A 26960-nucleotide genomic window follows, 5' to 3' on the forward strand; every position below is an offset into this window, starting at 1 on the left:
AGATTGATACGCAATGACGACGACCAATAGTACACCTAAAATTATGGCGCTCACTACGCATAGCATCTTTTTTGATGCCTATGAAACAGCAAGCGACACACTCACTACGCAAAAGAAAATATGGGCATTAGCCCAATATTGCCAAAGCAGTGATGACTTTGTTGATGTAGTCCCTGCCAATAATAATTTAACGCTTTATCTAAAAGAGCCCGCTCAACTTGCTGGTTGGCTGCCACGATTACTAGAACAATGGCACGAACTTAAAGCTACTGACTTTAACTCACGTCATCATAAACTTGCGACTCGTTATGGTGGTGAATATGGGCCTGATATAGCGCATGTTGCTAAACATCATAATTTGTCTGTTGATGATGTTGCTCAAATGCACAGCAGTGCCAAATACCACGTGCTTTTTTTAGGCTTTAAGCCCGGTTTTGCTTATTTAGATGGTTTAAATCCACAACTTTACACACCTCGTCATGCCGAACCTAGGCTCTCTGTTCCAAAAGGCTCTGTTGCTATCGGCGGCGATCAAACCGGTATTTACCCTGAGAGCTCCCCGGGTGGCTGGCAAATTATTGGTCATACAGATTTTCGTCTATTTGATATCAATGCAGCCTCCCCTTGTGCTATTGAACCTGGTGATACTTTAGAGTTTGTTATTCAGGAGGTGTTAAAATGATCACTATCATCAAACCTGGCATGCAAATGTCTATACAAGATCAAGGCCGCACAGGCTCTCGGCATTTAGGCATTGGCCAATCTGGTTGCATTGACCCTTACGCTCAAGTTATTACAAACCGTTTAGTTGGCAACGCCGATAACAACCCCGTTATTGAGATCACTTTGGGTCTGGCCGAGATTCAGTTCGATAACGATTACTACATTGCTCTGCATGGCACAGATATGAAAGCCACAGTAAATGGCAACCCTGTTGATCCTGGCTGGAGCTTTTACATCAAAAAAGGCGATGTATTAAAGTTTAATGCAGCGCGTCATGGTTTTAGAAGCTACCTTGCTATTGGCGGCGAGTGGCATTTACCTGAGCCTATTTTAGATTCTTACTCAACAGATATATTAGCGGGTTTTGGTGGCTTAACCGGTCAAGCACTACAGGCTGGCGATAGTTTTGATATAACGCCAAGGTACAATACCAAAGTTGGCTTAGGCGCGATGCTACCACCTAAAAGTACACAAATTCGTATTCATGCTGCACCACATGCAGCACTTTTACCAAAAGAAACCATCGTTAACTTTATAAATCATTCTTGGCATGTATCGCCTAATAGTAACCGCATGGGCACAAGACTATTAAGTGATGAGTGTGATATCAGCCATGATGTTTCATTACCCTCTATGGCTGTTGCTCCTGGCTGTATTCAGCTTCCGCCAAACGGTGAACCCATAGTGCTATTAAACGATGCGCAAACAACGGGTGGTTATCCATTGCTCGGCACCGTGATCGAAGCCGATCTTCGTCACTTTGCACAATTAAAACCCGGCGATTTCCTTCACTTTAAGTTTGTTACACTCAACGAAGCCCACGAGGCACAAGAAAAGCTAACTGCGCACTTAAATCAACTTGCGATAGCGCTAAACTATATTAATAAATAGCGTTAATTTATTGGTATTTAAAAAGCGAGCAAAGAAAGTCTTTGCTCGCGTTGCCTTCATGGCTTGTCTATACATTTAAAAAGGTAAAAATCCTACACATTCCTTTGCACCAAGGTTGTGCAGAGAATTTAGTAACAAAAGCCTCTATTCCACACTCATTATCATCCAATTTGCACAAATCAAGCATTTAAACTGCTCACCCTTTAACCACTTACCCCATACTGGTGCAAAGAGGTAAGTGCGGGTGCATATTTTATTCTCAATTAATTAAAAAACCTGTGTGACTTAGGTAATTATTTCTGTTAAAACAAACATTCGCAGTTATATAAATTCTGTTAACTGCGCACATATTTGGAATGAGGAGTCACTATGTGTTCAATTTTTGGGGTATTAGATATTAAATCTGATCCCGCTCAATTGCGTAGCCAAGCAATTGAGATGTCAAAACTATTAAGGCACCGCGGACCAGATTGGTCTGGCGTGTATTCATCAGATAAAGCTATTTTAGTGCACGAGCGTCTAGCTATTGTTGGCGTATCAAGTGGTGCACAGCCTTTGTACAACCCTGAGCGTACAAATATTCTTGCTGTTAACGGTGAAATTTATAACCACAAAGAGCTCGCTGCTAGCTTAGAAACTGATTTTACTTTTCAAACTCAGTCAGACTGTGAAGTTATTTTGGCTTTATATAAACAAAAAGGCCCTGAGTTTTTAGACGATTTAAATGGTATTTTTGCGTTTTGTTTATACGACGAAGAGCAAGATGCCTACTTAATTGGTCGTGACCATATCGGGATTATTCCGCTTTATACGGGTCATGATGAGCATGGTAACTTTTATGTTGCCTCAGAATTAAAAGCATTATCGCCAATTTGTAAACATATTGAAGAGTTCCCTCCGGGTCATTTCTTGTGGAGCAAAGATGGTCAACTTCGTAAGTACTACAGCCGTGATTGGCAAAGCTATGATGCAGTAAAAGACAACGAAGCTAAAGCGAGCGATGTTAAAGAAGGCCTAGAAGCAGCTGTTAAACGTCAATTAATGTGTGACGTTCCATATGGCGTACTTCTATCTGGCGGTTTAGATTCATCTGTTATCTCTGCTATCACACAGCGTTTTGCTGCAAAACGTATCGAAGATAATGACGAGTCTGATGCTTGGTGGCCAAAACTGCATTCATTCTCTGTGGGTCTTGAAGGTTCACCCGATTTAGCAGCTGCACAAAAAGTAGCTGATATGATTGGTACGGTTCACCACCCTATTCATTTTACTATCCAAGAAGGTATTGATGCCCTACGTGAAGTGATTTATCACATCGAAACCTACGATGTAACAACTATTCGTGCCTCAACGCCGATGTATTTAATGGCGCGCCAAATTAAAGCCATGGGTATTAAAATGGTGTTATCAGGCGAAGGTGCTGATGAACTATTTGGTGGTTACCTTTATTTCCACAAAGCACCAAATGCGCAAGAGTTCCATGAAGAGCTTAACCGTAAAGTGTCTAAACTACATATGTTTGATTGCTTGCGTGCGAATAAATCAATGGCAGCATGGGGCGTTGAAGCGCGAGTGCCATTCCTAGATAAAGAATTTGTTGACGTAGCAATGCGTATTAACCCTGAAGCGAAAATGTGTAAAGACGGTAAAATCGAAAAACACATTATTCGTGAAGCGTTCGACGGCTACCTGCCAGACGACGTACTTTGGCGTCAAAAAGAGCAGTTCTCTGATGGCGTAGGCTATAACTGGATTGATACTTTAAAAGAGTATGTGAACGAACAAGTAAGCGATCAAGACCTTGCTAATGCAAAATACAAATACCCGATCAATACGCCTGATTCTAAAGAAGCGTATTTCTATCGTAGTATTTTCGAAGAGCACTTCCCTGGTGATGCCGCTGCGAAATGTGTTCCGCATGGCAAATCAGTTGCTTGTTCTACTCCTGAAGCACTAGCTTGGGATGCATCATTCCAAAACAATGCTGACCCTTCAGGTCGTGCTGCTGGCGTTCATAACGACGCTTACAAAAAGTAGTAACTTTGTGCTGCAAGCCCTGTGTTTGCAGCACTTTCCTCTCAATTGAAATAATTTGCTTTGAAATAATACTGTCATCAAATTATTCCATTCCCGACCCAATTTGTTCACAATTCCAACAAAAAACGTAAAAAACTGCATTTATTCGGCTGTTTAGGGACAAAACCATTTACATTTTTTTTCGAACTCCTACACTAAAGACTATACTTTGGTACAAATTTAGTTCGTCTACAAACTAATTTTAAGTTTTACACGTAAAAAGAGTATTAGTTGAACTTGTGCCATCCGGCCGTTTAGCTTTCTGCTAGATATAACTACAACAAGAGGTATTCATGAGCGAACATCATGATAAGTACAGTATCGACAATACCGACTACACCGTCGGTCAGGACAATGTACAAAAATGGGGTTTTGATGTGCATAACCCTGTATTTGGCATTAGTGCTGGTTTAATTGCCCTATTCTTAGTGGCAACACTTATTTCAGATGCTGAAACAGCAAAAACAACCCTGAATGGTATTAAAAACGACATTATTAATAACTTTGATGGCTTTTTTATGTGGTCAGCAAACTTATTCGTATTGTTTTGCTTAGCGTTGATTGTTTCACCATACGGTAATATCCGCCTTGGTGGTAAAGAAGCGCGTCCAACTCACTCTCGTATTTCTTGGTTAGCAATGTTATTTGCTGCAGGTATGGGTATAGGCTTAATGTTCTGGGGCGTAGCAGAACCTGTTGCCTATTTTACAGGCTGGTACGAAACACCTCTCGGTGTTGAAGCAAACACGCCAGAAGCTGCCAAAATGGCAATGGGTGCAACTATGTTCCATTGGGGTTTACACCCTTGGGCAATTTACGCCGTTGTTTCGCTTTCACTCGCATTCTTTTGCTATAACAAAGGTTTGCCATTATCAATTCGTTCAATTTTTTACCCTATTTTAGGTGACAAAGCATGGGGCTGGCCTGGCCACCTTATTGATATTCTAGCTGTACTTGCCACTCTATTCGGCCTTGCAACGTCTCTTGGTTTAGGCGCGCAACAAGCTGCTGCAGGTATTAACCATGTATTTGGTACTGATAGCGGAATTGGCTTACAAATTGGCGTTATTGTAGGTGTAACGTTACTTGCTGTTATTTCTGTTGTTCGCGGTATCGACGGCGGTGTAAAACTACTTAGTAACGTAAACATGCTTATTGCTTTTGTGTTACTTGTATTTGTTGCACTTGTTGGTTTTTCTGCAGCATTTGGTAACCTTCCTAATACAGTAATGGGTTATGTTGAAAACATTATTCCACTAAGTAACCCACATGGTCGTGAAGATGAAACATGGATGCATGGCTGGACTGTATTCTACTGGGCTTGGTGGATTTCATGGTCACCGTTTGTAGGTATGTTCATTGCTCGCGTATCTGAAGGCCGTACAATTCGTGAGTTCTTAATTGCTGTATTACTAGTTCCTACTGTTGTGACTATCTTCTGGATGTCAATTTATGGTGGTATCGCGATTGAACAAGTTATTGATAAAGTGGGCGTACTAGGTGAAAAAGGCTTAACTGATGTACCACTTGCAATGTTCCAAATGTTTGAAGCCCTGCCAATGTCGCAAGTGCTTTCATTCATTGCAATTGTGTTAGTACTCGTGTTCTTTATTACGTCATCTGACTCAGGGTCATTAGTAATCGACTCTATCACTGCCGGTGGTAAAGTTGATGCACCAGTACCACAACGCATCTTCTGGGCTACAATCGAGGGTGCTATTGCAGCAGCACTTGTTTGGATTGGTGGCACACAAGCAATCGAGGCCTTACAAGCCGGCGCCGTATCTACGGGCTTACCGTTTACCTTTGTATTGCTATTAATGTGTGTAAGTTTAATCCTTGGCTTACGAACAGAACCAAGGCACTAAACCTGCCGTTAAATAATAAAAACGCCGCATTAGCGGCGTTTTTTATTTATAAGCTTTGCTTATTTAATTTAAATTACCCAGCAAAAATCGTTGCTATGAGTGCTATATAAGTAATTCGCATAGCGGCGTATCTGGGCGGTAGTGGTAAGCTATTTGCGCTTGTAGCAGCTCTGCGGTGGCTGTGGCATCGTTAAGTGCATTGTGGTTTTGATACGCTGGTAACGAATAACGAATGCGAGAGTCAGCTAAGCGCACAGAGTCCAGCTTAGAATTAAATAGTCGCCCTAGTAAGCCCTGCTTTGCTTTAAGTGCACGAGTTTCCAGGTCTAGCGTGTCTATAACGGCAAATTCAAGGCCTTCGCCTAAGCGTGCTTGCAACGCTTGATATAAAAAGTGACGTTCAATAGGCGCAAAATGAACCACAATAATTTTGCCTTTTAATGCTGCTAACAAAGGCTCCATTATTGTGGAAAAATCAGGTGCATCGCTCACTTCTGAGTGAGTTATACCATGAATAACGATCGACTCTTCAGCAAGCTTACGCCTTGGTTGAACAATCCAATGTTGGCTATCTTTACAAAAAATACGCTTAGTATTGAATGGAATTAAACCAACACTGACTATATCGTCATTTTGATAATTTAGACCGGTTGTCTCAAAATCAAGTGCTACTAAGGGAACATCGCTAATTGGCGTACTTAAATCACAAATAGCTGATTCATAAAACGCTTTAATCAGTGGCTGTTTGCTCTGAGCTAATAACTGTTGATACCGAGTCGGCCAATCAAGTTTTGCGCCTTGTTTTGCCATTATTTCATCCCTGTGTTGGCAGAATACCTGAATTTAAGGAAGCTCTGCGCTTTATCTAAAATGGCAAACGCTTCTTTAAGGTTTCGCTGCTCAAAAGGAGAAAGTAAATGAGGCTCTAAGTCGTTATCTGGCGCTTCATCAAGCTTTTCTATTTGCCACGCTTGGTGTCTTATTCTGATCATGGCAATGTATTCAAGGGCGTCTCGTAAATCTTGTGCTTTACCTTCAGGAAGTAGTTTAGCTTCGATAATATCTTCTAAACGCTCGAATGAATTTTGTTTACGACTGCCTATCGCTAATGCATGCACGCGTATTACGTCAGATAAAGGCGCAGTACCGCGGCGTTTTAAGTTCATAGATCGCTTGTGTTGGCCATTATGCTCTAACACAAAGTCTTTAAAGAAACCTAAAGGCGGCGTTCTGTTACGTGCGTTAGCGGCGAGGTTAGCTAAGAAACGCTTATTCTTGCGCCCTTCTGTTGCGATAAAGCGTTTGAGCTCATCGGCCCATTTGTTTTTACCGTAAACACCGTCTAAATCAAAAAAGATCGAGCTGTGTAATAAAGCCTGTGGTTTCGGTTCGGCCATCCAACCTGCAAATTGTTCTTTCCACTGCTCGCGTGTTAAACGCCACTTTTTAAATGACGCCATAATTTCGCCTTCACAATATTTGTAGCCACACTCAGCTAATCCATCACAAACAAAATCTGCCAAATTCTGAAAATACTCGTCATGCAATTCCTCGTTAAAACTATTATCAAGGATAATGGCATTATCTTGGTCGGTCACAATTAATTGCTCATCACGCGCCATTGAACCTAGAGCAATGAAGCAATAAGGAACCGGCGGTGGGCCAAACTTTTCTTCAGCTAAATCAAGTAAACGCTGTTTGAAGGTACGCCCTATTACAGCCATTGCGGTACCAATCATGTGTGAGTTAGCGTCTTCGTTAACCATGCGTACAAACACATTAGGCAACTGCCTTGCATAGTGAGCTAAATCTTCAACCGATTGCTGAGCTAATATGCCGCGTACTAACAATAAGCTACTTTGCGACTCGTAGCGTAAAATATCTGATAACGAAATAACGCCAATCGGTTTTTTCTTAACGACTACAGGCAGGTGGTGAATATTATCTCTGAGCATTGCAAGCACGGCTTCAAACACATACGCATTGCTATCAAGAAGTACTAAATCTTTTTGCATTATTTGCGCGGCTGGCGCTTCGTAACTTAACCCTTCAGCAATAACACTGGTTCGTAAGTCACGGTCTGTAATTATGCCAACTACTTGACCGTCATCGTCATCAGGATCATCACTGATTGGTTTATCGGCATCAGTCACTAGTACAGACGATACCGACTCTTGCGTCATCAATTGCGCAACCATTTGCACAGAGGCATCTTTTGCCACAGTGACAACATCACGATGAAGAAGCGACTTAACCTTGGCGGTTGTTAAATCGTTGCTGTCTGCCTGTTCAACAATTGCTTGGTGAAGGCGCACATTACCATCGGCTTCAAAAAAATCAGCAAATGTTTCGTATTCGTCGCAGTATTGATTAAACAACTCAACATTGATGCAATAAACTAAGGTATCTTCAAGCGCCTTTGCCGGGAAACGCACTTTACGGTTCATAAGAAGGCCCATTGAACCAAAGATCCCACCGACAGTTAAACGGTTGTATAAATCACCGTCACGGCGATACATTTCAACGGCACCACTGCGTATGACATATAAATCAGCGATATCTTCGCCATAATTTAATATTTCTGTGCCTGCGCGAAAATAAGCGATTTCGATTTGTGCAGCGAGTTTATTTACCGCCTCTTCAGGAAGATCATCAAAAGGAGCATGATCAGAAAGAAATTGGGCAATATCGACGTGTTCGGCTTGCATACGCGTACCTAGATTAAACCATTTGATTTAATTGTGAGGGTAATTGGCTATTTTTTCAAAGAAAAAATAGCCAATTAAGTAGGATTAAGCCTTTTCTAACTCTTCAGCCAGAAGTTTCGACTCATCTCCCCTCGGTTTAGTAAAGCGGGCTAAACCAAGATAAATAACAGGCGTTAAATAGAGGGTAAATAACACCGCCAGTGCTAAACCGCCAAATACTACCCAACCAATGGCGTTACGAGCCTCTGCCCCTGCACCGGTAGATAAAATAAGTGGTAATGCACCCAATAAAGTTGAAACCAGTGTCATTGCTATTGGGCGAAGGCGCACTAGTGCAGCCTCTTCTACCGCAACTCTAACCGAGCGTCCTTGGTCACGTAACTGGTCAGCAAACTCCACCAGCAATATGGCATTTTTGGCAATTAGACCAATCAGCATCACTAAACCAATTTGCGAGTAAATGTTTAATGATGTACCTGTTAAATACAGCGCTAAAATCGCAGATGTAATACCAAACGGTACAGTAATCATAACAACGATTGCACTATTCACACTTTCAAATTGCGCTGCCAATACCAGAAGAACAATTAAAAAGGCCAGAACATAGGTCACTAATACTTCATTGGCGGTTTCTTCAAAGGTTAATGCCTCACCTTTAAACGCTAAGCTGATGCCAGCAGGCAGAGATTGCTCTGATATATCACGGATTTTTGTAACCAGCTCAGCAATTGTCACGCCCTCTGGCATTTCCATACTCAGTTCAATAGCACGGCGCTGCGCGTGGCGCTCAAGCTCAGCTGCAACACCTTCTTCAGTAATTGTTGCCACACTACTCAGTGGTACTAACTGGCCATTACGACCACCTACATACAAGTTAGCTAAATCGCTCGGGTTTGTGATGGTTTGGTTTTGTGCTTGCAACATAATCGGGATTGATTGGTCACCAATGTTTAAATCGGCAATATCATCACCATTGATTGCAGCACGAAGTGTTACAGAGATATCACTGAGCGATACACCTAGCTCTTCAGCACGACGTCTATCAATATTAACCCGTAATTGTGGCTGTGACGGCTGATATGAAATACGCACAGGTGCCACTTCTGGCACTGCTTTTTCAATTTCAGCAGAAAAATCTTGCGCGGCTTTAAATATCTCGAGGTAGTCTTGGCCCAATAAGGCAAGCTCAATACCACCGCCTTGACCACGCAAGTTCAAACTATTTGAACCACCTGGGTAACCAGCCGCACCAGGAATATTACCTAAAGGTTCACGTATTTTATTGATAATTTCTTGCTGACTAAAATGACGTTCGTCCCAATGTTTTAGCGGCACAGTAATAAATACAATATTTGGATCCCACTGCCCAACCACAGTGTAAATAGACTCAATATCACCACTTTCAACATACGGCAGTAAGATATCTTCCATTTGCACCGCTTGCCTGTCCATAAAGTTCAGGCCAACACCATCAGGACCGCGAGCAAAAATACGAATTTTACCGCGATCTTCTGTTGGTAATAACTCGTTATCTAAATTGAAATACAGTGCACCAGAGCCTGCAGCAACCAACAAACATGCAAAGAAGGTAAGCCATGCATGTTCAAGTACACCATGTATTGTGCGCTTATAAACAGCAGCTAACACATGGCCAATTTTTGCAAATGGATGAAAACCGCCCTGCTTTAATTTCAGTTTTGATGTCAGCGCAGGGACCAAAGACAGCGCTACAAAACTTGAAATGATCACAGCGCCAGCTAATACACCACCAAACTCTCTAAATAGTCGCCCTGCTGTTGATGGTAAAAAAGCGATAGGCACAAACACCGCAGCTAATACGGCGGTTGTTGCAACAACAGCAAAGAATACTTCACGAGTACCAACCACTGCCGCTGCACGGCGACCAAGACCCAAGCCCCGCTGACGTTGGATGTTCTCACTTACCACAATGGCATCATCTACAATTAGGCCAGTAGCTAATACTAGTGCAAGCAAGGTAAGAATATTAATCGAGAAACCAAGCGCCCAAATAAGTGCTAAAGAGCCAATTAATGCAACAGGTATGGCAAATGCAGGAACCAGTGTTGCCCGCCATGAACCAATAAATACCCAAAGTGTGATCACCACTAACAGCACGGTTAGTAACAGTGAGTTAATAACTTCATCAACTGAGCTTCTGATAAACTGCGCATCGTCAGAAGTTAGAGTAAATTCCATTTCAGGAAAGCGCACTCGCATACGTTCGATTAAAGTTAGCACTTCATCAGAAATTTCAATGGTATTAGATTGCGCCTGACGAATAATTTCCATGCCAATCACAGGTGTGCCATTGAGCCTTACGAACGAGCGCGGATCGGCTGGGCCAAAGTAAACAGCCGCTACATCGCCAATACGGGTATCGTCACGAACGATGATATCGGCCACTTGTTCTGCTGATATTGACGTTGCATCAGCACGCACGATCACCTGTTGATCGCTTGATTTTAAACTACCCGCAGGCACATCAAAGGGAGCTTGGCGAAGTACATTGGCAATATCTGGTACGGTAAGGTTAAAGCTGCTTAGCTTAAGTGGGTCTATGCGCACTCTAAGAACCCGTTCGCGGTCGCCATTTAAACGAACATCGGCAACACCAGGAATGGTTAAAAACTGCGGGGCTAAGTCAACATCAACACGCTCTGTCAACGCCTCAAGGGATAAGCTATCACTTGATACCGTTAACGATACAACCGCTTCGGCATCGTTATCGGCTTTAATAATTGATACCCGCTCTACTTCTTCGGGTAGTTCACGCTGCACACGGGCTACCGATTCACGCGTTTCATTTGCTGCATCATCTAAATTAACACCTGGGCGAAACTCAACCACGATACGAGCATTGTTTTCTTCACTTTGCGCACGAATCGACTTTACACCACTTACCCTCGCAACCGCCCCTTCGAGCTTACTAGTTACTTCGGTATCTACGGTCTCCGGTGAACCACCAGGAAAAGACGCTGATACAGTAATACGAGGTCTATCAACATCAGGAAGCTCACGTACTTCAACCCCTGCTATTGCAGCAATACCGGCGATAATAATGAGTAAGTTAAGTACCACAATTAAAACAGGGCGACGTATCGCCATTGATGGTAAGTCTTCCATCATAGGTTGCTGTTTCATCATTACTCCTTGGCTAGCTGCACTTCATTGATGAAATTAAGCTCTTGATTAGGTCTTAGGCGCTGAACTCCTTCTGTAACCAATAAGTCGCCTTCGTTTAAGCCACCAGAGACTAATAAACGCCCTGCTAAACGCTGCTCAATTTTAACATCTACGCGAGTTGCTTTTTTATCAACGCTTTTCCATACATAAGGGCCTGCTGCCCCCCACATCATGGCAGCTTCAGGTACTACGGCAAGCTCTTCACCTAGAATATTTATGTGCACACGAAAGCTCATACCCGGCATAAATTGCTGGGCATTATTATCAAGTTTGGCTTTTGTTCTAAGAGTGCGGGTTTGCGCATTGATACGCGAATCAAGCTCTGCCACCTTAGCCGTGTAAGTTTTATCGCCTAACCAAGGCACCACTTCGACCGAGGATTTTTGCTTAAGCACTGAGATAGCCGCCTCTGGGGCATTAAAATTGATATAAAGCTCAGAAATATCATCGATAGTGGCAATGGCTGTTTGGGTTGTGATCCTATCGCCTACCTCAACGTCAGTTAAACCCATAACACCACTAAAAGGAGCACGAACTTCGCGGTCTTCACGCTCTGTTTTAGCTTGCATTAACTGTACTTTTGCAAGCTCATAAAGCGTTTTTGCATCATCTAAATCACTTTGCGGCACCGCACCACGGGCGTGGCTTTCTTCAAGCCTTTTCATGGTACGCTCAGCATCTTTTAAAGTAATTTCAGCTTCGATCAACGCTGCTTTTTGTCTGCGTGAATCAAGTTCTAATAGTAAGTCACCTTTGGCAACGTTATCGCCTGGTTTAAAGTAAACAGCGGTGACTCTGTCCCCAACGGCTGGGTAAAGAGTGACTGAGTGGATTGCTTCAGCGTTACCCACTGCTTTTATCTGTTGTTTAGACTTTTCAACAGACACTGATTCTACAACTACATTAGCCGCCTCAGCGACGGAAACACAACTAATACAGGCAATTAAAGTCCATGTATGTAATTTGCCAATTGTCAAAATTTCACCTAAATAAGAATCGTTTTAATTGTTACGAAGTGTAACAGCTTTGTGATCAATAAAAAGCTGACTTCGTTTAATAAACAATTAGCCAAGGTGAAATAAACCCATACCTCGCCTGTGTTTTCTAATTAGAAACGACAATGTGATGAATCGACTTCTTTTATGTGTGCTTCGCTTGCAATGGTTACCTCTACACAATCAGATTGATCAGTTATTTGTTCCTTTTGAATTAGTGTAAAGCTACCTTCTTGCTCTGATCTTAATGAATACTCAAAGGCATCATTACTTCCTTCAGATATAGCTGTTACTAGGCCGCCAACAAGTGCCCCTGCAACTGCGCCTGCAATCATCTCTTCGTGGTTGCCATCTAGCTGATCAACAAAACCAATTGTAGAGCCTGCTGCGATACCCGTTTTAACGTTGGATGATAACTTAACTGGCTGAACTGATGTGACTTTTGCATAAAAGCGTTTAATCATCACATTTTGGTCGGCTCTATCGACCCCTTGTGTCGTGCAGCCACCTAAAAATAGTAAACCTAGCAGTAATTTATTCATTCTATTCTCATCCCATCAGTATAAAAGCTCAAGTTAGATAGTATTCCTAACATCAGTTAGAGACTGTTTAAGATGTGTAAAAAACTGTATGTAGCTAAAACGAACAGGCATAAAAAACCCCAGACTATGCTGGGGTTACTATCAATTCATAAAGCTAAAAATTACTGTTGACGCTGCGCTTCTTTTTGCGCTTTTTTAGCTTCTTTACGCTTACGAAGAACTTCTTGCGCTTCGTTACCGATGTGACCTTCACCACGCGCCTGTGCTAATTCGATTTGCTTTTGACGCTCAGCAAAACGTGCGCGTTGCTCTTCTGTTAGGCTGTCGTGACAGTGATGACACGATACACCTTCCATGTATTCTGGCTTTTGCTTTTCTTCTTCAGTGATAGGCATACGACACGCGTGACATTGGTCGTAAGAGCCTTTTTGTAAATCGTGATTTACTGCTACACGGTTATCAAATACAAAACACTCACCTTCCCACATGGTTTCTTCTTTTGGTACTTCTTCTAAGTACTTAAGAATACCGCCTTCAAGGTGGAATACTTCGTCAAAGCCTTGCTCTTTCATGTACGCAGTTGATTTTTCACAGCGAATACCACCGGTACAGAACATAGCAACTTTCTTGTGCTTTTCTGGGTCTAGGTTTTCTTTCGCCCATGCAGGGAATTCACGGAATGTTTTAGTGTTTGGATCAACCGCATTTTGGAAAGTACCGATCTCGATTTCGTAATCGTTACGCGTATCAATAAGAATCACTTCAGGATCAGAAATTAATGCATTCCACTCAGCTGGCTTAACGTATGTACCCACTACTTCACGTGGGTCGATACCTTCAACACCCATAGTTACGATTTCTTTTTTCAGTTTTACCTTAGTACGGTAGAACGGGCATTCGTCATCGTATGACTCTTTAGTCACAATGTTGTCTAGGTTCGGTTGTGCATCTAACCATGCAAGTAGGTTATCGATACCTTCACGTTTAGCAGAAACAGTACCGTTGATACCTTCAGCCGCAAGTAACAAAGTACCGCGTACTTCATTGTCTTCCATTACTTTAAGTAGTGGTTGGCGAATTGCTTCAAAATCAGGAAGGGCTACAAATTTGTAAAGTGCGCAAACAACAAAGTGCTCGCTAGTTACATTGTCTTTATGAACAGCAGTCATGGTTTTACCTTTTGCTTTAAATGCCCATGTGGGGCGTTAACCGAATCGCAAATCCGGCGCATTGAGGGCGCGTATTTTACGCGAATTAGCCATAATTGCAAAAACTGATGTGAAATAGCTGTGTTTTTACTGTCTCCAAGTGAGGCAAGTGCGTTATAATGAACAGGATTTACAAATTTTGCTCATCGGAGATTACGCATTGCATTTTACTGAACTTGGGATTGATACACGCCTCGAAAAACAACTTGCGCATCAAGGCATCACCCAGCCCACTGACATTCAAGCTCACGCGGTACCAACAGCTATCGCAGGCCATGATATTTTTGCACAGTCAAAAACAGGATCGGGCAAAACGCTGGCGTTTTTATTACCTGCTGTACAGCGTGTAATGAAACAAAAAGCACTCAGTAAACGCGACCCTCGCGTTTTAATCGTTGCGCCTACCCGCGAATTAGCAACCCAAGTGTACAGCCAATTAAGGCTATTAATTGCCGGTACAAACATTAGTGCTGTAAAAGTACTGGGTGGTGAAAACTTTAATGACCAAATAAAGGCTCTTCGTAAAGACCCTCATTTTGTAGTTGGTACACCAGGGCGTTTAGCTGACCATTTGAGTCAACGCTCATTACAACTTTCAGGCTTAGAGCTGTTAATTTTTGATGAAGCTGACCGTATCTTAGATTTAGGCTTTACTGATCAAGTTAAAATGATTAACGAGCTTGCTGATCACCGTTTACGCCAAACGTTATTGTTCTCAGCAACCCTTGACCATGCACAAGTTGATGCTGTATCACGTAACCTTTTACGTTCACCAAAACAAATTCTGTTAAGTGCTTCAAACGAGCAACATAGTGACATTACTCAGCAGCTTTATTTAGCTGATCATCTAGATCACAAAGAAGCCCTACTTGAGCACTTTGTAAAACAAGACAATGTTGGCCAATGCATTATTTTCACCGCAACACGTGCCGACACTCAGCGTTTAAGTCAGCTTTTAAATGATAAAGGCTTTAAAGCGCAAGCGCTTGCGGGTGACTTAACACAGGCTAAGCGCCTTGAAATTATGGACGCCTTCAGCCGTGAAAACTTTAAAATATTAATTACCACCGATGTTGCATCACGTGGTCTTGATTTATTAAGCGTGACTCACGTTATTAACTTTGACCTACCAAAACATGCTGAAGAGTATGTGCACCGTATTGGTCGTACTGGTCGCGCGGGCTTTAAAGGTACAGCTATTTCGTTAGTGGGCCCGAAAGATTGGCCTAGCTACAAAGCAATTAAAGCATTTTTAAATGATGAATTAAGCTTTTTCACCGTTGACGGCCTTGTTGGTAAATTTAAAGGTCTGCGTGAGAAAAAACCAAACACAGTTTGGAAAAAAGCAGAGAAAAAAGTGGCTGCAAAACCTGCAAAACCAAAACGCAAAGCAGCCCCTAAAAAGCCAAAAGCCCCTATTCAAGCACCAATTGATGTAGATGGTTTTGCTCCAATGCGCCGTAAGAAAAAGCCAGAACAGGAATAATAATGAGTATTTTAGGAACCACACAAACCCTTTTCGTTAATGAAATGTCTAACGAAGGTGCTTATTTAGATGGCCGTGATTTAGGCGAAGTATTCTTACCAAGCAAAGAAATTGGTTACGAACTAGAGGCTGGCGACAGCGTGCAAGTATTTATTTACTTAGATCACGCAGGTCACCCAACCGGTACCACAAAAAAGCCATTGGCTGAAGTGGGCGAATTTGCCCTACTACGTGTTAAAGCAATTAATAGCACCGGTGCGTTTATGGATTGGGGTCTCGAAAAAGACGTACTAGCGCCATACAACGAACAAAAGCCAAAAATGAAAGACGGCTTTTCGTATCTTGTACGCTTATACCTCGATAACGCCAGCCAGCGTATTTGTGCATCGAGCAACTTTAATAAGTTTTTATCGAAAGATGAACCAACTTACGCAACGATGGAAGAAGTTGACTTAATCGTTGCCGGTAAAACAGACCTTGGCTACAAGGTACTCGTGAACGAAGCCCACATTGGCGTTGTTTACTACAACACGGTATTTAAAAAGCTATTTGTTGGCCAGCGTTTAAAAGGCTTTATTCAAAAAGTACGTGAAGACGGCAAAATCGATGTACTACTTGAAAAGCCAGGCATGGGTAAAGTAAACGACTTAGGCGAAAAAATATTAGCTAAATTAAAAGCAGAAGGCGGCGTACTTCACCTAGGTGATAAGTCAGACCCAGAAGCAATTAAAAAGACTTTCTCAACCAGTAAAGCAAACTACAAAAAAGCCATTGGCGGTTTGTTTAAGCAAGGTTTAATCGAGATTGAAGCAACGTCGATTAGATTGAAGTAAGTTGCGAGTTGCGAGTTGCGAGTTGCGAGTTGCGAGTTGCGAGTTGCGAGTTGCGAGTTGCGAGTTGCGAGTTGCGAGTTGCGAGTTGCGAGTTAACAAGATATTGAATTATCTGAAAGAGTAAAGTGAACGCTTTACTCTTTTTTCTTATTGGTTTTGTTAGCTTAAGCATTTTGATGCCATACATCTCAAACGCTATTTTGAGTATTTTCATTTAGAAGTGAAAGTCAGTTTTGTTCCATAAGCAGCCTTTCCCCCATTAACTCATTTCTGCCCCAAAACGTGTTAAGGCGAATTACTTAAAAGAGTGAACTTCGGCCATTCAAAATTGCTTTTCTATTTCGTCAAAGTATATTACTCGCATAGTCAAGAAAACGACCCAATCGCTCGTTTTTATCCTGAGGTAACAGCGAGAACTCCTAAATTTTAATAACACTGGCAATTAGTTAACAAGTTTGTTAAAAATAATCTAATAAGAAAAACGAGCTACACTGTGGTAGAAAAACGCGCGATTAGCTCGCTATAAACATGTTATATTTTCAGAGGTAGTCCGTTGGAAACTGAATTAAGCATTGAGGTAAGTGTTACTGAATCTAAATCAAGAAAAGAGCTCATTCCTCTATGGATTAAAATATTTGGGTGGCTTTTCTTGGTACTTGGCGTTGTTGCTCCAATTTTATATGTGGCTTCTGCTATTTTCGACTTTGAAGCAACATATGAAATGTTTGGGTTAAGTTACACTGGTAGCGCTTATGCAGCTATGCCTATGCTCATATCATTTATAATTTTAGTTAATGGTTTATGCGCGTATGGGCTTTTATTTCAAAAAGATTGGGGGTTAATGTCTTGTTTAGTTATGGGTTACATCGGCTTGCTTATAACTCTAGTAAGTATATTTATTTACCTGCCAGATTTAACTATCCGTTTAGAACCATTGCTACAAATACCGTATTTAGTAAAGTTGCATAAAATGAAACCTCAGTGGTAATGAAAATATAACAAAGCAATAATGAATGGGACGCAAAACAGCAGGCTTGCGCTCATTCTTCGCTTATTTTAGCCTGCTATTTTCCGCCGTTTATTAAGGCGTTAGAGCTACAAGGAAGCATCTGTGACTGGAACGTATGAGTGGAATCCAATGCCACATAAAGTTGATGTTCGCTGTAAAAAGTGCAACGGGCTTGCAGTTTTCGAATTTGCTGAAGTAGTAAAAATTGCTCTAAAAAAAGACATTCCTTTCTTTCAACAGAACAAATTGTTTGAGTACCAACTTCTAATCGATAACTGTGGTCATAAATGGCATGGGGCTTTCTTTTTTGAGGGACTTCATGGTTCAGTAACGTCTATTACAGATTTGCCTGAAGGTTATTCTCCAAATAATTGGGCTCATTCAAAATACTTAACAAGAAGCCACGGGTTCGATTTAGGATCGGTTAGGTGTAATTGTTGTGGTACTAATCAAGTCCATGCACTCGATTGGCCTAATGAAGCATACTACTCTATTGAACATAAAGGGCATCAGTTATGGGCATTCAATAGGGAGTCGGCAACTGATTTACATAGCTTCATTAGTGGAAATGAGCGAAAAGTTTCAGACTATAAATGGCGTGGCTTTCTTCTGCATATTCCAACAGTGTTTAAAACTAAAAAAGCTAGAGAGCCTGTTGTTAAAAAGCTAAATAGGTTACTCACGTGCTGAGTAGCTCTAACAATTTACTCAAAAGGACGCAAAACGCTTGGCTGCGCTCCTTCGTCGCTAATTTTAGCCAAGCATTTATGCGCCCATTAGTAAGGCGTTATGCTTCAGCGGCCACCTAAGGATAATAATGAATAATCAAAAAGTTGATCCACAAAAAGTGACCAAACCTATTCAGTTATTAGCAGCGTGGTTAGTCGGCTTAATCGTGGTGAATGGTAGTTTTTTAAGTTCAGCAATCGCTCTAGGATTTGAGGCATGGGAAAGCTCCGTTTTAGTTATCGCAGCTGTTTTCAACGTACCTATGTTTCTTGGTGCGATCTTCTTGCTACAGACTAGATTTAGGCCAGAACTGCAAGAAGATGCTTTCTATTCTCAGTACCTCGATAAAAAATCAAATCAGATTGTTACGATTAAAAAAGATGAGTATCAAGATTCAAACGCGTTAAAGGATGAAATCAAAAGACTAGAAAATTTGCTGAAAATGTCTGCTCAGAGTGAGTCTATCAGTTGGGGACGTTGGGCTGTTGCACTTAATAAACTCATGCCCGATTACTCTGAAATTAGAAAAGCATTGAGAGCGGGCGGCATAAAGTTAGAGTCGATTTTTGGCACAACTGATGATGCTGAGCTTCCCGAAATTACGGTAGTTGCCTTAAATGAACATATGGACGCTCATTCAGTTCTCAAAATCCTAGGGCTATTAGTTAATTTTAAAATAAACGGTTATGCTTACTTTGAACCAGTTCCAGAGGTTGACACTGAAGATGTGTATATTGGGGCGTATGGGTACAATAAATCAAGCACTAGAGTGTATCCAATCAACGATGAGTTGAAACAGTTGTTATCAGATGCTTGTGAAGAGGCTGATCTTCGAGAGTTTGAAAGGTTAAACAAGTAAAGCCTAACAAACAATTTAAGAGTGATTCAGCACGCTTGGCATTTTCGGTTTGGGTCTGGTTTTGTGTTTACGGTGGTCTAATCAAATATTGTGATCGCATGCTTCACACGTTAATTGGGCGTTACCAACGCCTTTCTTTTATACAATGCCGTCCTTCGGCTCTAACTAATTTATGTCCAAAAACGTGTTTGTTCGAGCATCTGGTTCTCGCTTGTAGATAAACTAGAGTATTTTTCAAATTGCCAACAAACAAAAAGTGCATTGTATATAGCGTGATATAAATCACGCTTACAATGCTCTTTAGAGACTATTTGAAAATAACGAGGGTTATTTTAGTGAGTCGTTAATTTCTTTTAATGTCGCAACTGGGTCTGCCGATTGAGTGATTGGGCGGCCTACAACTAAATAGTCGCTGCCATCTTCAACGGCTTGTTTTGGTGTCATGATGCGTTTTTGGTCGCCTGCATCACTGCCTGCTGGGCGAATGCCAGGGGTAACTAGTTTAAAGTCTGCGCCTAGTTCTGCTTTTAGCTTTTTCGCTTCTTGTGCTGAGCACACTACCCCGTCAAGGCCTGACTCTTTGGCAAGGTTTGCTAGGTAAATTACTTGCTCTTCTGGCGTTTTATCTACACCTAAACGACTAAGTTCTGCGGCATCCATACTAGTAAGTACAGTTACTGCAATCAGTAATGGAGCATCATCACCAAACTGTTCTAAAGCTTGCTTTGCTTTAGTCATCATTTCAACGCCACCAGAGGCATGTACGTTAACCATCCATACACCCATTTTTGCAGCTGCAGTTACAGCTTTAGCCACTGTGTTTGGAATATCGTGAAATTTTAGGTCTAAGAATACATCAAAACCTAAGTCGATTAGTTCCTTAACAAAGCTAGGACCAAAATACGTGAACATTTCTTTGCCCACTTTAAGGCGACACGTATCAGGCGATAATTGCTTTACAAACGCAAGAGCTGTTTGTTGATCATCATAATCAAGGGCAATTAATACTTTTTTTGAATCTTCGACAGACATAACTTTCCTAAAAACTAATGGACTAATATGAATTAAAAACCGTCTATGCCACGGCTTGGAACAATTGTTTCCCAGTGCTTACAAGATGGACATACCCAATAAATGGTATGACTGGTAAAGCCACAGTGTTGGCACTGAAAATCAGGTTTGGTTGCGATATAAGATGTTACTAGCTTATCAATTTGATCGAGTACATCTTTAATATCGTTGTTTTGTTTGGCAAGTAGCTGTAATAAAAAGCTAAAGCCACGAATAGTCGGATGACGCTTTAAACTATCCGTTAAAAATTTAATTGCTTGCTCGATGTGACCTTGCTCAAGTAAAGCTTGGCAGTGTTTTATTTTTATTAATACGCCACCTTTATCGAGCAGTTCATTGAGTAATTCGTAAAACTGATGCGTTAAGTTAAGCTTTTGATAGCTCAGTGCTAATTCTTCAATAAATACCGGCGCAAAAAACGTGAATTGGCTAATCAGCTCGCGCCAATAGTAAATTGCTTTTACATAATCTTCTTTAGTGAAAGCACTGTGGCCAAGCTCATACAGTGGGCGAATGGCTTTATGGTTTAAGCTAATGGCTTTACGCATAATTTGCGTATCATTGTCTTGTAAGGCAGCTTCACAATAAAAATTAGCAATGGCTTTTACATGCTGAGGTTTAGTGAACAACTCACTGTGAGCCTCGTACATATTAATGCCCTTTTCCCATTCACGGGTTTGTGAATAAAGATTAATAATTGGCTCTAAGGCTTCTTTATAGCCTGCCTTAACAAGCCATACTAAATGCTCTTCTGCACCATCTAACAAGCCTGCCATAATGTAATCTTCAGCAAGTTCTAAGCGGCTGGTTGCAGCTTGTTGCTCATCAAGGCTTGGGTGTTTTAATAGCAGCTCATGAATTTTAATGGCGCGGTCAAGTTCGCCACGGCGGCGGAACATAGTTGCAAGCGTTGAATAGTGTTCAACTGAATCAGCGGCAACTTCAAGTAGATTAATAAGGTGTTCTAAGCCTTGGTCTTCTTCTCTGTCTAAGAGAAATTTAAGGCCTTTAGAATATTCAGAGGTTATTTGGCGATTAAGCTGATGAGCTTGGTTTTTAGCGCTGTTTTTACCCATTATCCAACCGTAACCGGCTGCAACGGGTAAAAGTAAAAACAGAAGCTCAATCATGATTAGGTGTCTTTATTAGCAACAAGCTTTTTATTGTTTTTTTCAGGCGCTAATTTTTTCTTTAAGCGATAATTTTGCCACTTTAACTGAGAAAACAGTGTAAAGCTTATAAAACAACCAATTGCGACACCTAAAATAAAGCAGATACTTATTACAACAGCTAAGGGCAAAGTATTACTGGCGATTAAATAATTGATTTGCACCAATTGTGGATTCTGTGAACCAAGTACAAACGCAATAAATAAACACAGCGCAATTAATACAATTTTTAATACCCTAAACAAGTAACTACTCCTGTATAAAACTAGGCAATACTCGCATTTACGCGGTCACGTAATTCTTTACCTGGTTTAAAATGTGGTACGTGCTTACCGTCTAACTCAACTGTTTCGCCAGTCTTTGGATTACGACCTGTGCGAGGAGAACGATAATGCAATGAGAAACTTCCAAAGCCACGGATCTCGATGCGATCTGAGCTAGATAATGAGCCGGCCATTTGTTCAAGAATTTCTTTAACGGCATTTTCAACATCTTTCACAGGGATGTGTGCGTGTTGCTCGGCAAGTTGTTCTATCAATTCTGACTTAGTCATAGCGTTTCCTTAAAGAGTGGTAAAGGAAGGGCAAAACTGCCCTTCCAATTTTAAAAGACTAGATATTAGTCTTTTTGAGCATTTTTGAATGCTGCAGCCATAGCGTTTTCGAACGCTGGCTCTTCTTTCTTAAGCTTCTCTAGTACTTCTTTCTCTTCTGCTTCGAAAAGAGCTTTAACAGATAAGCTTAAAGTGCGGTTCTTACGATCAACACCAACGTATTTCGCTTCGATTTCGTCGCCTGCAGAAACTACAGTAGTAGCATCTTCAACACGCTCTTGAGCGATATCAGCTACACGGATGTAACCTTCAACGCCTTCGATTAGCTCAACAGTTGCGCCTTTCGCATCAACTTCAGTCACTTTACCTTTAACAATAGCACCTTTTTTGTTTGCGTCCAGGTAGTTATTGAATGGGTCAGCTTCGATTTGTTTAACGCCTAGAGAGATACGCTCACGCTCTGGGTCAACTTGTAATACGATAGCAGTGATTTCGTCGCCTTTCTTGAATTCACGTACAGCTTCTTCGCCTGGCGTGTTCCAAGAAATGTCTGAAAGGTGAACAAGACCGTCAATACCGCCTTCAAGACCGATGAAGATACCGAAGTCAGTGATTGATTTGATCTTACCAGTAACTTGGTCGCCTTTGTTTTGTAGACGAGCAAATTCTTGCCATGGGTTAGCAATACATTGCTTAAGACCAAGAGAAATACGACGACGCTCTTCGTCGATTTCAAGAACCATAACTTCAACAGTGTCACCTAGTGAAACAACTTTTGAAGGGTGGATGTTCTTGTTAGTCCAATCCATTTCAGAAACGTGTACTAGACCTTCTACGCCTTCTTCGATTTCAACGAAACAACCGTAGTCAGTAAGGTTAGTTACACGACCAGAAAGCTTAGAACCTTCTGGGTAACGACCAGCGATAGCTGCCCATGGATCTTCGCCAAGCTGTTTAAGGCCTAGAGATACACGAGTCTTTTCTTTGTCGAATTTAAGAACTTTAACTGCGATTTCGTCGCCAACATTAACGATTTCTGAAGGGTGCTTAACACGCTTCCACGCCATGTCTGTGATGTGTAGTAGACCGTCAACACCACCAAGGTCAACGAACGCACCGTAGTCAGTAAGGTTCTTAACGATACCTTTAACTTCTTGACCTTCAACAAGGTTAGCAAGAAGCTCTTCACGCTCTTGTGAGTTCTCTGATTCGATAACTGCACGGCGAGAAACAACAACGTTGTTACGTTTTTGGTCAAGCTTGATTACTTTGAACTCAAGCTCTTTACCTTCAAGGTGAGTTGTGTCACGTACTGGACGAACATCAACAAGTGAACCAGGTAGGAAGGCACGGATTGAATCAACTTCAACAGTGAAACCGCCTTTAACTTTACCGTTGATAACACCAGTAACAGTCTCTTGCTCTTCACATGCTTTTTCTAAGCGGATCCACGCTTCGTGACGCTTCGCTTTCTCACGAGAAAGGATAGTTTCACCGAAACCGTCTTCGATTGCGTCTAAAGCAACATCTACTTCGTCGCCAACAGCAACTTCTAGTTCACCAGCAGCATTTTTGAATTGCTCAGCAGGGATTGCACTTTCAGATTTAAGACCAGCATCAACAAGTACGATGTTGTTCTCGATTGAGATAACAGTACCTTTAACGATAGAGCCTTGCTCTGCTTCAAAACCCTTAAGGCTTTCTTCAAATAACTGCGCAAAATTTTCTGACATTATACGTCTCTAAATAATTAAATAACCAATTAGCAACCATGCTGCATGGGGTTGTTAAAATAGCACTAGCTTCCTGCCGGCACCTTAATAAATTACTTTTAAGCTTTTGGAAGCTTTCCTGCAAGTACTGCTTCGTCGAGTAAAGTTACAACTTTATCAAACACTTGCATTGCATTAAGCTCGCTAGTATCGAGCTCAATGGCGTCTTCTGCAGGAACAAGCGGCGCAACTTCACGCGTCATATCACGGTGATCGCGAGCTTTTATGTCCTCAAGTAGACCACTTAGTGTAACATCAAGACCGCGTTCGTTCAACTCAGCAAAGCGACGACGAGCGCGCTCTTCAGCTGATGCGGTTAAATAAATCTTCAATGGTGCATCTGGGAACACAACTGTGCCCATGTCACGACCATCGGCAATTAAGCCGCTCTCAGTACGAAACGCACGTTGACGACGTAATAATGCTTCTCTCACCCGTGGTAATGCAGCAATTTTTGATGCCGCAGCACCCACTTCTTCGTTACGAATTGTGGTTGTGACGTCTTCGCCTTCCAAGACAATTTTAGAAGTATGCGTTTGGCTATCGACCAAAAACTGTACATCTAAGTTTGCAGCTAGCGGAACTAGCGCATCTTCATTATCTAGTTCAATTTGATGATGAAGTGCTGCAAGTGACAGCACACGGTAAATCGCTCCACTGTCTAATACATCCCAACCTAATTTCTCGGCTAACAAGCGACAAACAGTTCCTTTACCTGAACCACTTGGGCCATCGATGGTGATTACGGGCATTGATAACGCCTGCATTTATAACCTCCTGCAATGCACACCAAAATAAAACCGCGATATTATACGCCAGTTCTAGAAATAGATCCGCATTTAGAATGTAACTTTTTATATTTTCTTCTGTTTTATTGACTTGAGACAGACTCTAGTACTTTGAAAAACGTTGGAAAAGTTTTGTATGTACACTTAGGATCGTTAATGGTTATCGGCTTTCCGCCAACGGCAACCATTGCAAAACACATGGCAATACGGTGATCGTTATAGGTATCAATCGCTACATCGTTAAATGTTTCTGGTGGTGTAATTTCGATGAAATCTTCACCTTCAACCACTTCTGCACCAACTTTACGAAGCTCAGTCGCCATGGCATATAAGCGATCTGTTTCTTTTACACGCCAGTTATAGATATTACGAATAGCTGTTTTACCTTTAGCAAAAAGCGCAACAGTGGCGAGTGTCATTGCCGCATCAGGGATTGCATTGGCATCAATATCAACCGCGTTTAGCTCGCCTTTACGAACCACCAGCTTTTCATCATACCAATCGATTTTGGCGCCTACTTGCTCCATGACTTTGGCAAAACCAATATCACCTTGAACAGATGCCGCACCTACCCCGTTAATTTCAATTTCGCCGCCTGCTATTGCAGCCGCCGCAACAAAATAAGAGGCGCTTGATGCATCACCTTCAACCATAATACGCTCAAGTGCTTGATACTGCTGACAGCCTTTAACGTAAAACGTTTCGTAGTTGTCATGGCTTACTGTAACACCAAAGCGCTTCATTACATCTAGGGTAATATCGATGTAAGGCTTTGATACCAGTGTGCCTTTAATGGTGATTTCTGTATCGCCATTAAATAATGGTGCAGCCATTAGTAACGCTGTTAAGAACTGGCTAGAAATACTGCCATCTATTTCAACTTTGCCACCGTTGATTTTGCCGCCTTTAATGGCCAGTGGTGGATAATCTTTATGCTTAAGGTATTCAACATCACCACCGAGTGCTTGCAGTGCATCAACCAAATGGCCGATTGGGCGCTCTTCCATACGAGGCTCGCCCACCAGCTGGTACTCGCCTTCTACAGCAGCTAAAACGGCTGTCAGTGGACGATAAGCAGTACCGGCATTACCTAAAAATAAAGGCTCGCTTGGAGTTTTAAATTTACCTGAAACACCTTCTACGGTAGCCACTGTTTTATCTTCATTAAGCGATACATTTACGCCTAAAAGATTTAATGCACCTAGCATGTGACGAATGTCATCACTGTCTAGTAGGTTTTCAACAACCGTTGTGCCCTCAGCAAGAGCAGCTAATAACAAAATACGGTTTGATAAGCTTTTTGAGCCTGGCAGTGTCACACTACCATTTACCTTTGTAATCGGTTCAAGACGAAGCTGTTCCATAATTAGCTGTTCTCCTTGGCGAATTTTTCCATAAAATTAACCAAGGCTTGAACACCTTCCAGTGGCATCGCATTATAAATGCTTGCGCGCATACCACCGACAATACGGTGACCTTCAAGGGCTAATAAGCCTGCTTCTTTTGATTCACTAATGAATTTATCATTCAGTGATTCGTCGTTTAACCAAAACGGAACGTTCATGCGCGAACGGCAATGCTTAGCAACTTTGTTGCTGTAAAAATCTGAGCTATCAATGTAGTTGTAAAGAAGTTCTGCTTTTGCGATGTTTTGTTCTTCCATCGCTTTAACGCCGCCGTTTGCTTCAAGCCATTCAAATACTTCAGCAGCTAAGTACCACGCAAATGTCGGTGGTGTGTTATACATGCTGCCTTGTTTGGCTTCTAATGCGTAATCAAGAATACCTGGCTTTGCAAGACCTTCACGCTCAAGAAGGGTTTTGCGAACAATAACAATCGATAAACCAGACGGGCCAATATTCTTTTGTGCGCCAGCGTAAATAAGATCAAACTGATTTACGTCAAACTCGCGCGATAAAATAGTCGATGACATATCAGCCACAATCGGTGCTGATGGGTGTGATGGTACATCAAAAATTTCAATGCCATCTACGGTTTCATTCGGACAATAGTGAATGTATGACGCATCAGCTGGTAATTCCCAGCTGCTTGCTGGTTTTATAGAGAACTGGCCATTTTGCTGCTCATCATCACGTACATTGATGCTTTCAACTGCAGTGAATTTTGCCGCTTCTGAAGTAGCCCCTTTAGACCACACACCGTTTTCACAGTACACGGCTGGCTTATCATCAAGGTGAAGATTCAGTGGCACAGCACTGAATTGACCACGGCCACCGCCGTGCATAAATAAAACTTCAAACTCATCGCTAATATTCATTAAACGACGCAGGCTTGCTTCACATTTAGTGGTAAGCGCTAAAAAGTCGCTGCTGCGATGGCTAATTTCCATCACAGAGACACCTAAACCTTGCCAATCTATAAATTCTTTTTGTGCTTTTTGCATAACTGCCGGCGGTAGCATTGCCGGTCCTGCACAAAAATTATACTTAGTCATTACTTTGCCTCATTCCAGTAA

At 41.8% G+C, this 26960-nt stretch carries 23 protein-coding genes; 9 read left to right on the forward strand and 14 right to left on the reverse strand.

What is annotated here, in order from left to right:
- Positions 1-13 precede the first annotated feature (13 nt).
- The 4 genes from pxpB (at position 14) to AUR67_RS09345 (ending at position 5558) form a co-directional block, all read left to right on the forward strand.
- Positions 14-682, forward strand: coding sequence for a 5-oxoprolinase subunit PxpB (gene pxpB, locus AUR67_RS09330; protein ID WP_058585065.1), 669 nt, complete (start codon positions 14-16; stop codon positions 680-682).
- The gene (locus AUR67_RS09335) at positions 679-1614 is read left to right on the forward strand and encodes a biotin-dependent carboxyltransferase family protein (RefSeq protein ID WP_058585066.1); all 936 of its coding nucleotides are present in this window, start codon (positions 679-681) and stop codon (positions 1612-1614) included. The genes pxpB and AUR67_RS09335 overlap by 4 nt, the downstream gene beginning before the upstream one ends.
- Positions 1615-1983: 369 nt before the next feature.
- Positions 1984-3651, forward strand: coding sequence for an asparagine synthase B (gene asnB, locus AUR67_RS09340; protein ID WP_058585067.1), 1668 nt, complete (start codon positions 1984-1986; stop codon positions 3649-3651).
- A gap of 332 nt (positions 3652-3983) precedes the next feature.
- Positions 3984-5558: a BCCT family transporter gene (locus AUR67_RS09345; RefSeq protein ID WP_054561539.1), complete on the forward strand. Its 1575-nt coding sequence runs from the start codon at positions 3984-3986 to the stop codon at positions 5556-5558.
- 102 nt (positions 5559-5660) lie between these two features.
- Here AUR67_RS09345 and AUR67_RS09350 read toward each other — a convergent pair whose 3' ends face one another.
- The 6 genes from AUR67_RS09350 to AUR67_RS09375 all read right to left on the reverse strand — a co-directional run bounded on the left by AUR67_RS09350 (position 5661) and on the right by AUR67_RS09375 (position 14176).
- A complete protein-coding gene (locus AUR67_RS09350; protein WP_058585068.1) occupies positions 5661-6368 on the reverse strand; it encodes a 3'-5' exonuclease in 708 nt (235 codons plus the stop codon).
- The gene (locus AUR67_RS09355) at positions 6368-8266 is read right to left on the reverse strand and encodes a DUF294 nucleotidyltransferase-like domain-containing protein (RefSeq protein WP_058585069.1); all 1899 of its coding nucleotides are present in this window, start codon (positions 8264-8266) and stop codon (positions 6368-6370) included. Before AUR67_RS09355 ends, AUR67_RS09350 begins: the two co-directional genes overlap by 1 nt.
- 84 nt (positions 8267-8350) lie before the next feature.
- Complete coding sequence (locus AUR67_RS09360; protein WP_082665608.1) at positions 8351-11428, reverse strand: efflux RND transporter permease subunit; 3078 nt, start codon at positions 11426-11428, stop codon at positions 8351-8353.
- Positions 11429-11430: 2 nt separating this feature from the next.
- On the reverse strand, positions 11431-12447 hold the full coding sequence (locus AUR67_RS09365; protein ID WP_082665609.1) for an efflux RND transporter periplasmic adaptor subunit: 1017 nt from the start codon (positions 12445-12447) through the stop codon (positions 11431-11433).
- 131 nt (positions 12448-12578) lie between these two features.
- Positions 12579-13007, reverse strand: coding sequence for a hypothetical protein (locus AUR67_RS09370; RefSeq protein WP_058585071.1), 429 nt, complete (start codon positions 13005-13007; stop codon positions 12579-12581).
- A 161-nt stretch (positions 13008-13168) separates the two neighbouring features.
- Entirely contained in the window at positions 13169-14176 is a 1008-nt protein-coding gene (locus AUR67_RS09375) for a rhodanese-related sulfurtransferase (RefSeq protein WP_058585072.1), read from the reverse strand.
- 199 nt (positions 14177-14375) lie between these two features.
- Here AUR67_RS09375 and AUR67_RS09380 point away from each other — a divergent pair, with 199 nt between their 5' ends.
- From AUR67_RS09380 to AUR67_RS09405, 5 genes are all read left to right on the forward strand, one after another.
- Positions 14376-15701: a DEAD/DEAH box helicase gene (locus tag AUR67_RS09380; RefSeq protein ID WP_058585131.1), complete on the forward strand. Its 1326-nt coding sequence runs from the start codon at positions 14376-14378 to the stop codon at positions 15699-15701.
- 2 nt (positions 15702-15703) lie between these two features.
- Positions 15704-16534, forward strand: a complete 831-nt coding sequence (locus AUR67_RS09385) for a S1 RNA-binding domain-containing protein (protein ID WP_058585073.1) — start codon at positions 15704-15706, stop codon at positions 16532-16534.
- Positions 16535-17087: 553 nt separating this feature from the next.
- Positions 17088-17522: a hypothetical protein gene (locus AUR67_RS09395; protein WP_058585075.1), complete on the forward strand. Its 435-nt coding sequence runs from the start codon at positions 17088-17090 to the stop codon at positions 17520-17522.
- Positions 17523-17645: 123 nt separating this feature from the next.
- Positions 17646-18233 carry a hypothetical protein gene (locus tag AUR67_RS09400; protein ID WP_201024584.1) on the forward strand — a complete coding sequence of 196 codons (588 nt, stop codon included), beginning with the start codon at positions 17646-17648 and terminating at the stop codon, positions 18231-18233.
- Between the two features lie 127 nt (positions 18234-18360).
- Positions 18361-19131 (forward strand): hypothetical protein, encoded by a 771-nt coding sequence (locus AUR67_RS09405; RefSeq protein ID WP_058585076.1) that lies wholly within the window; start codon positions 18361-18363, stop codon positions 19129-19131.
- A gap of 327 nt (positions 19132-19458) precedes the next feature.
- Here AUR67_RS09405 and pyrF read toward each other — a convergent pair whose 3' ends face one another.
- From pyrF to serC, 8 genes are all read right to left on the reverse strand, one after another.
- Entirely contained in the window at positions 19459-20163 is a 705-nt protein-coding gene (pyrF, locus tag AUR67_RS09410; RefSeq protein ID WP_058585077.1) for an orotidine-5'-phosphate decarboxylase, read from the reverse strand.
- Positions 20164-20195: 32 nt separating this feature from the next.
- Complete coding sequence (gene lapB / locus AUR67_RS09415) at positions 20196-21332, reverse strand: lipopolysaccharide assembly protein LapB (RefSeq protein ID WP_058585078.1); 1137 nt, start codon at positions 21330-21332, stop codon at positions 20196-20198.
- A gap of 2 nt (positions 21333-21334) precedes the next feature.
- Positions 21335-21616 carry a lipopolysaccharide assembly protein LapA domain-containing protein gene (locus tag AUR67_RS09420; RefSeq protein ID WP_054551349.1) on the reverse strand — a complete coding sequence of 94 codons (282 nt, stop codon included), beginning with the start codon at positions 21614-21616 and terminating at the stop codon, positions 21335-21337.
- A gap of 20 nt (positions 21617-21636) precedes the next feature.
- Positions 21637-21924 (reverse strand): integration host factor subunit beta, encoded by a 288-nt coding sequence (gene ihfB, locus AUR67_RS09425; protein ID WP_036968575.1) that lies wholly within the window; start codon positions 21922-21924, stop codon positions 21637-21639.
- Positions 21925-21989: 65 nt separating this feature from the next.
- The gene (rpsA, locus tag AUR67_RS09430; protein WP_054551350.1) at positions 21990-23657 is read right to left on the reverse strand and encodes a 30S ribosomal protein S1; all 1668 of its coding nucleotides are present in this window, start codon (positions 23655-23657) and stop codon (positions 21990-21992) included.
- A gap of 98 nt (positions 23658-23755) precedes the next feature.
- Entirely contained in the window at positions 23756-24463 is a 708-nt protein-coding gene (gene cmk, locus AUR67_RS09435) for a (d)CMP kinase (RefSeq protein WP_058585079.1), read from the reverse strand.
- A gap of 104 nt (positions 24464-24567) precedes the next feature.
- Complete coding sequence (aroA, locus tag AUR67_RS09440) at positions 24568-25848, reverse strand: 3-phosphoshikimate 1-carboxyvinyltransferase (RefSeq protein ID WP_058585080.1); 1281 nt, start codon at positions 25846-25848, stop codon at positions 24568-24570.
- 2 nt (positions 25849-25850) lie between these two features.
- The gene (gene serC / locus AUR67_RS09445) at positions 25851-26939 is read right to left on the reverse strand and encodes a 3-phosphoserine/phosphohydroxythreonine transaminase (protein ID WP_058585081.1); all 1089 of its coding nucleotides are present in this window, start codon (positions 26937-26939) and stop codon (positions 25851-25853) included.
- Positions 26940-26960: the final 21 nt, after the last annotated feature.

Source organism: Pseudoalteromonas sp. XI10 (genome assembly GCF_001469895.1).
Taxonomy (GTDB): Bacteria; Pseudomonadota; Gammaproteobacteria; order Enterobacterales; family Alteromonadaceae; genus Pseudoalteromonas.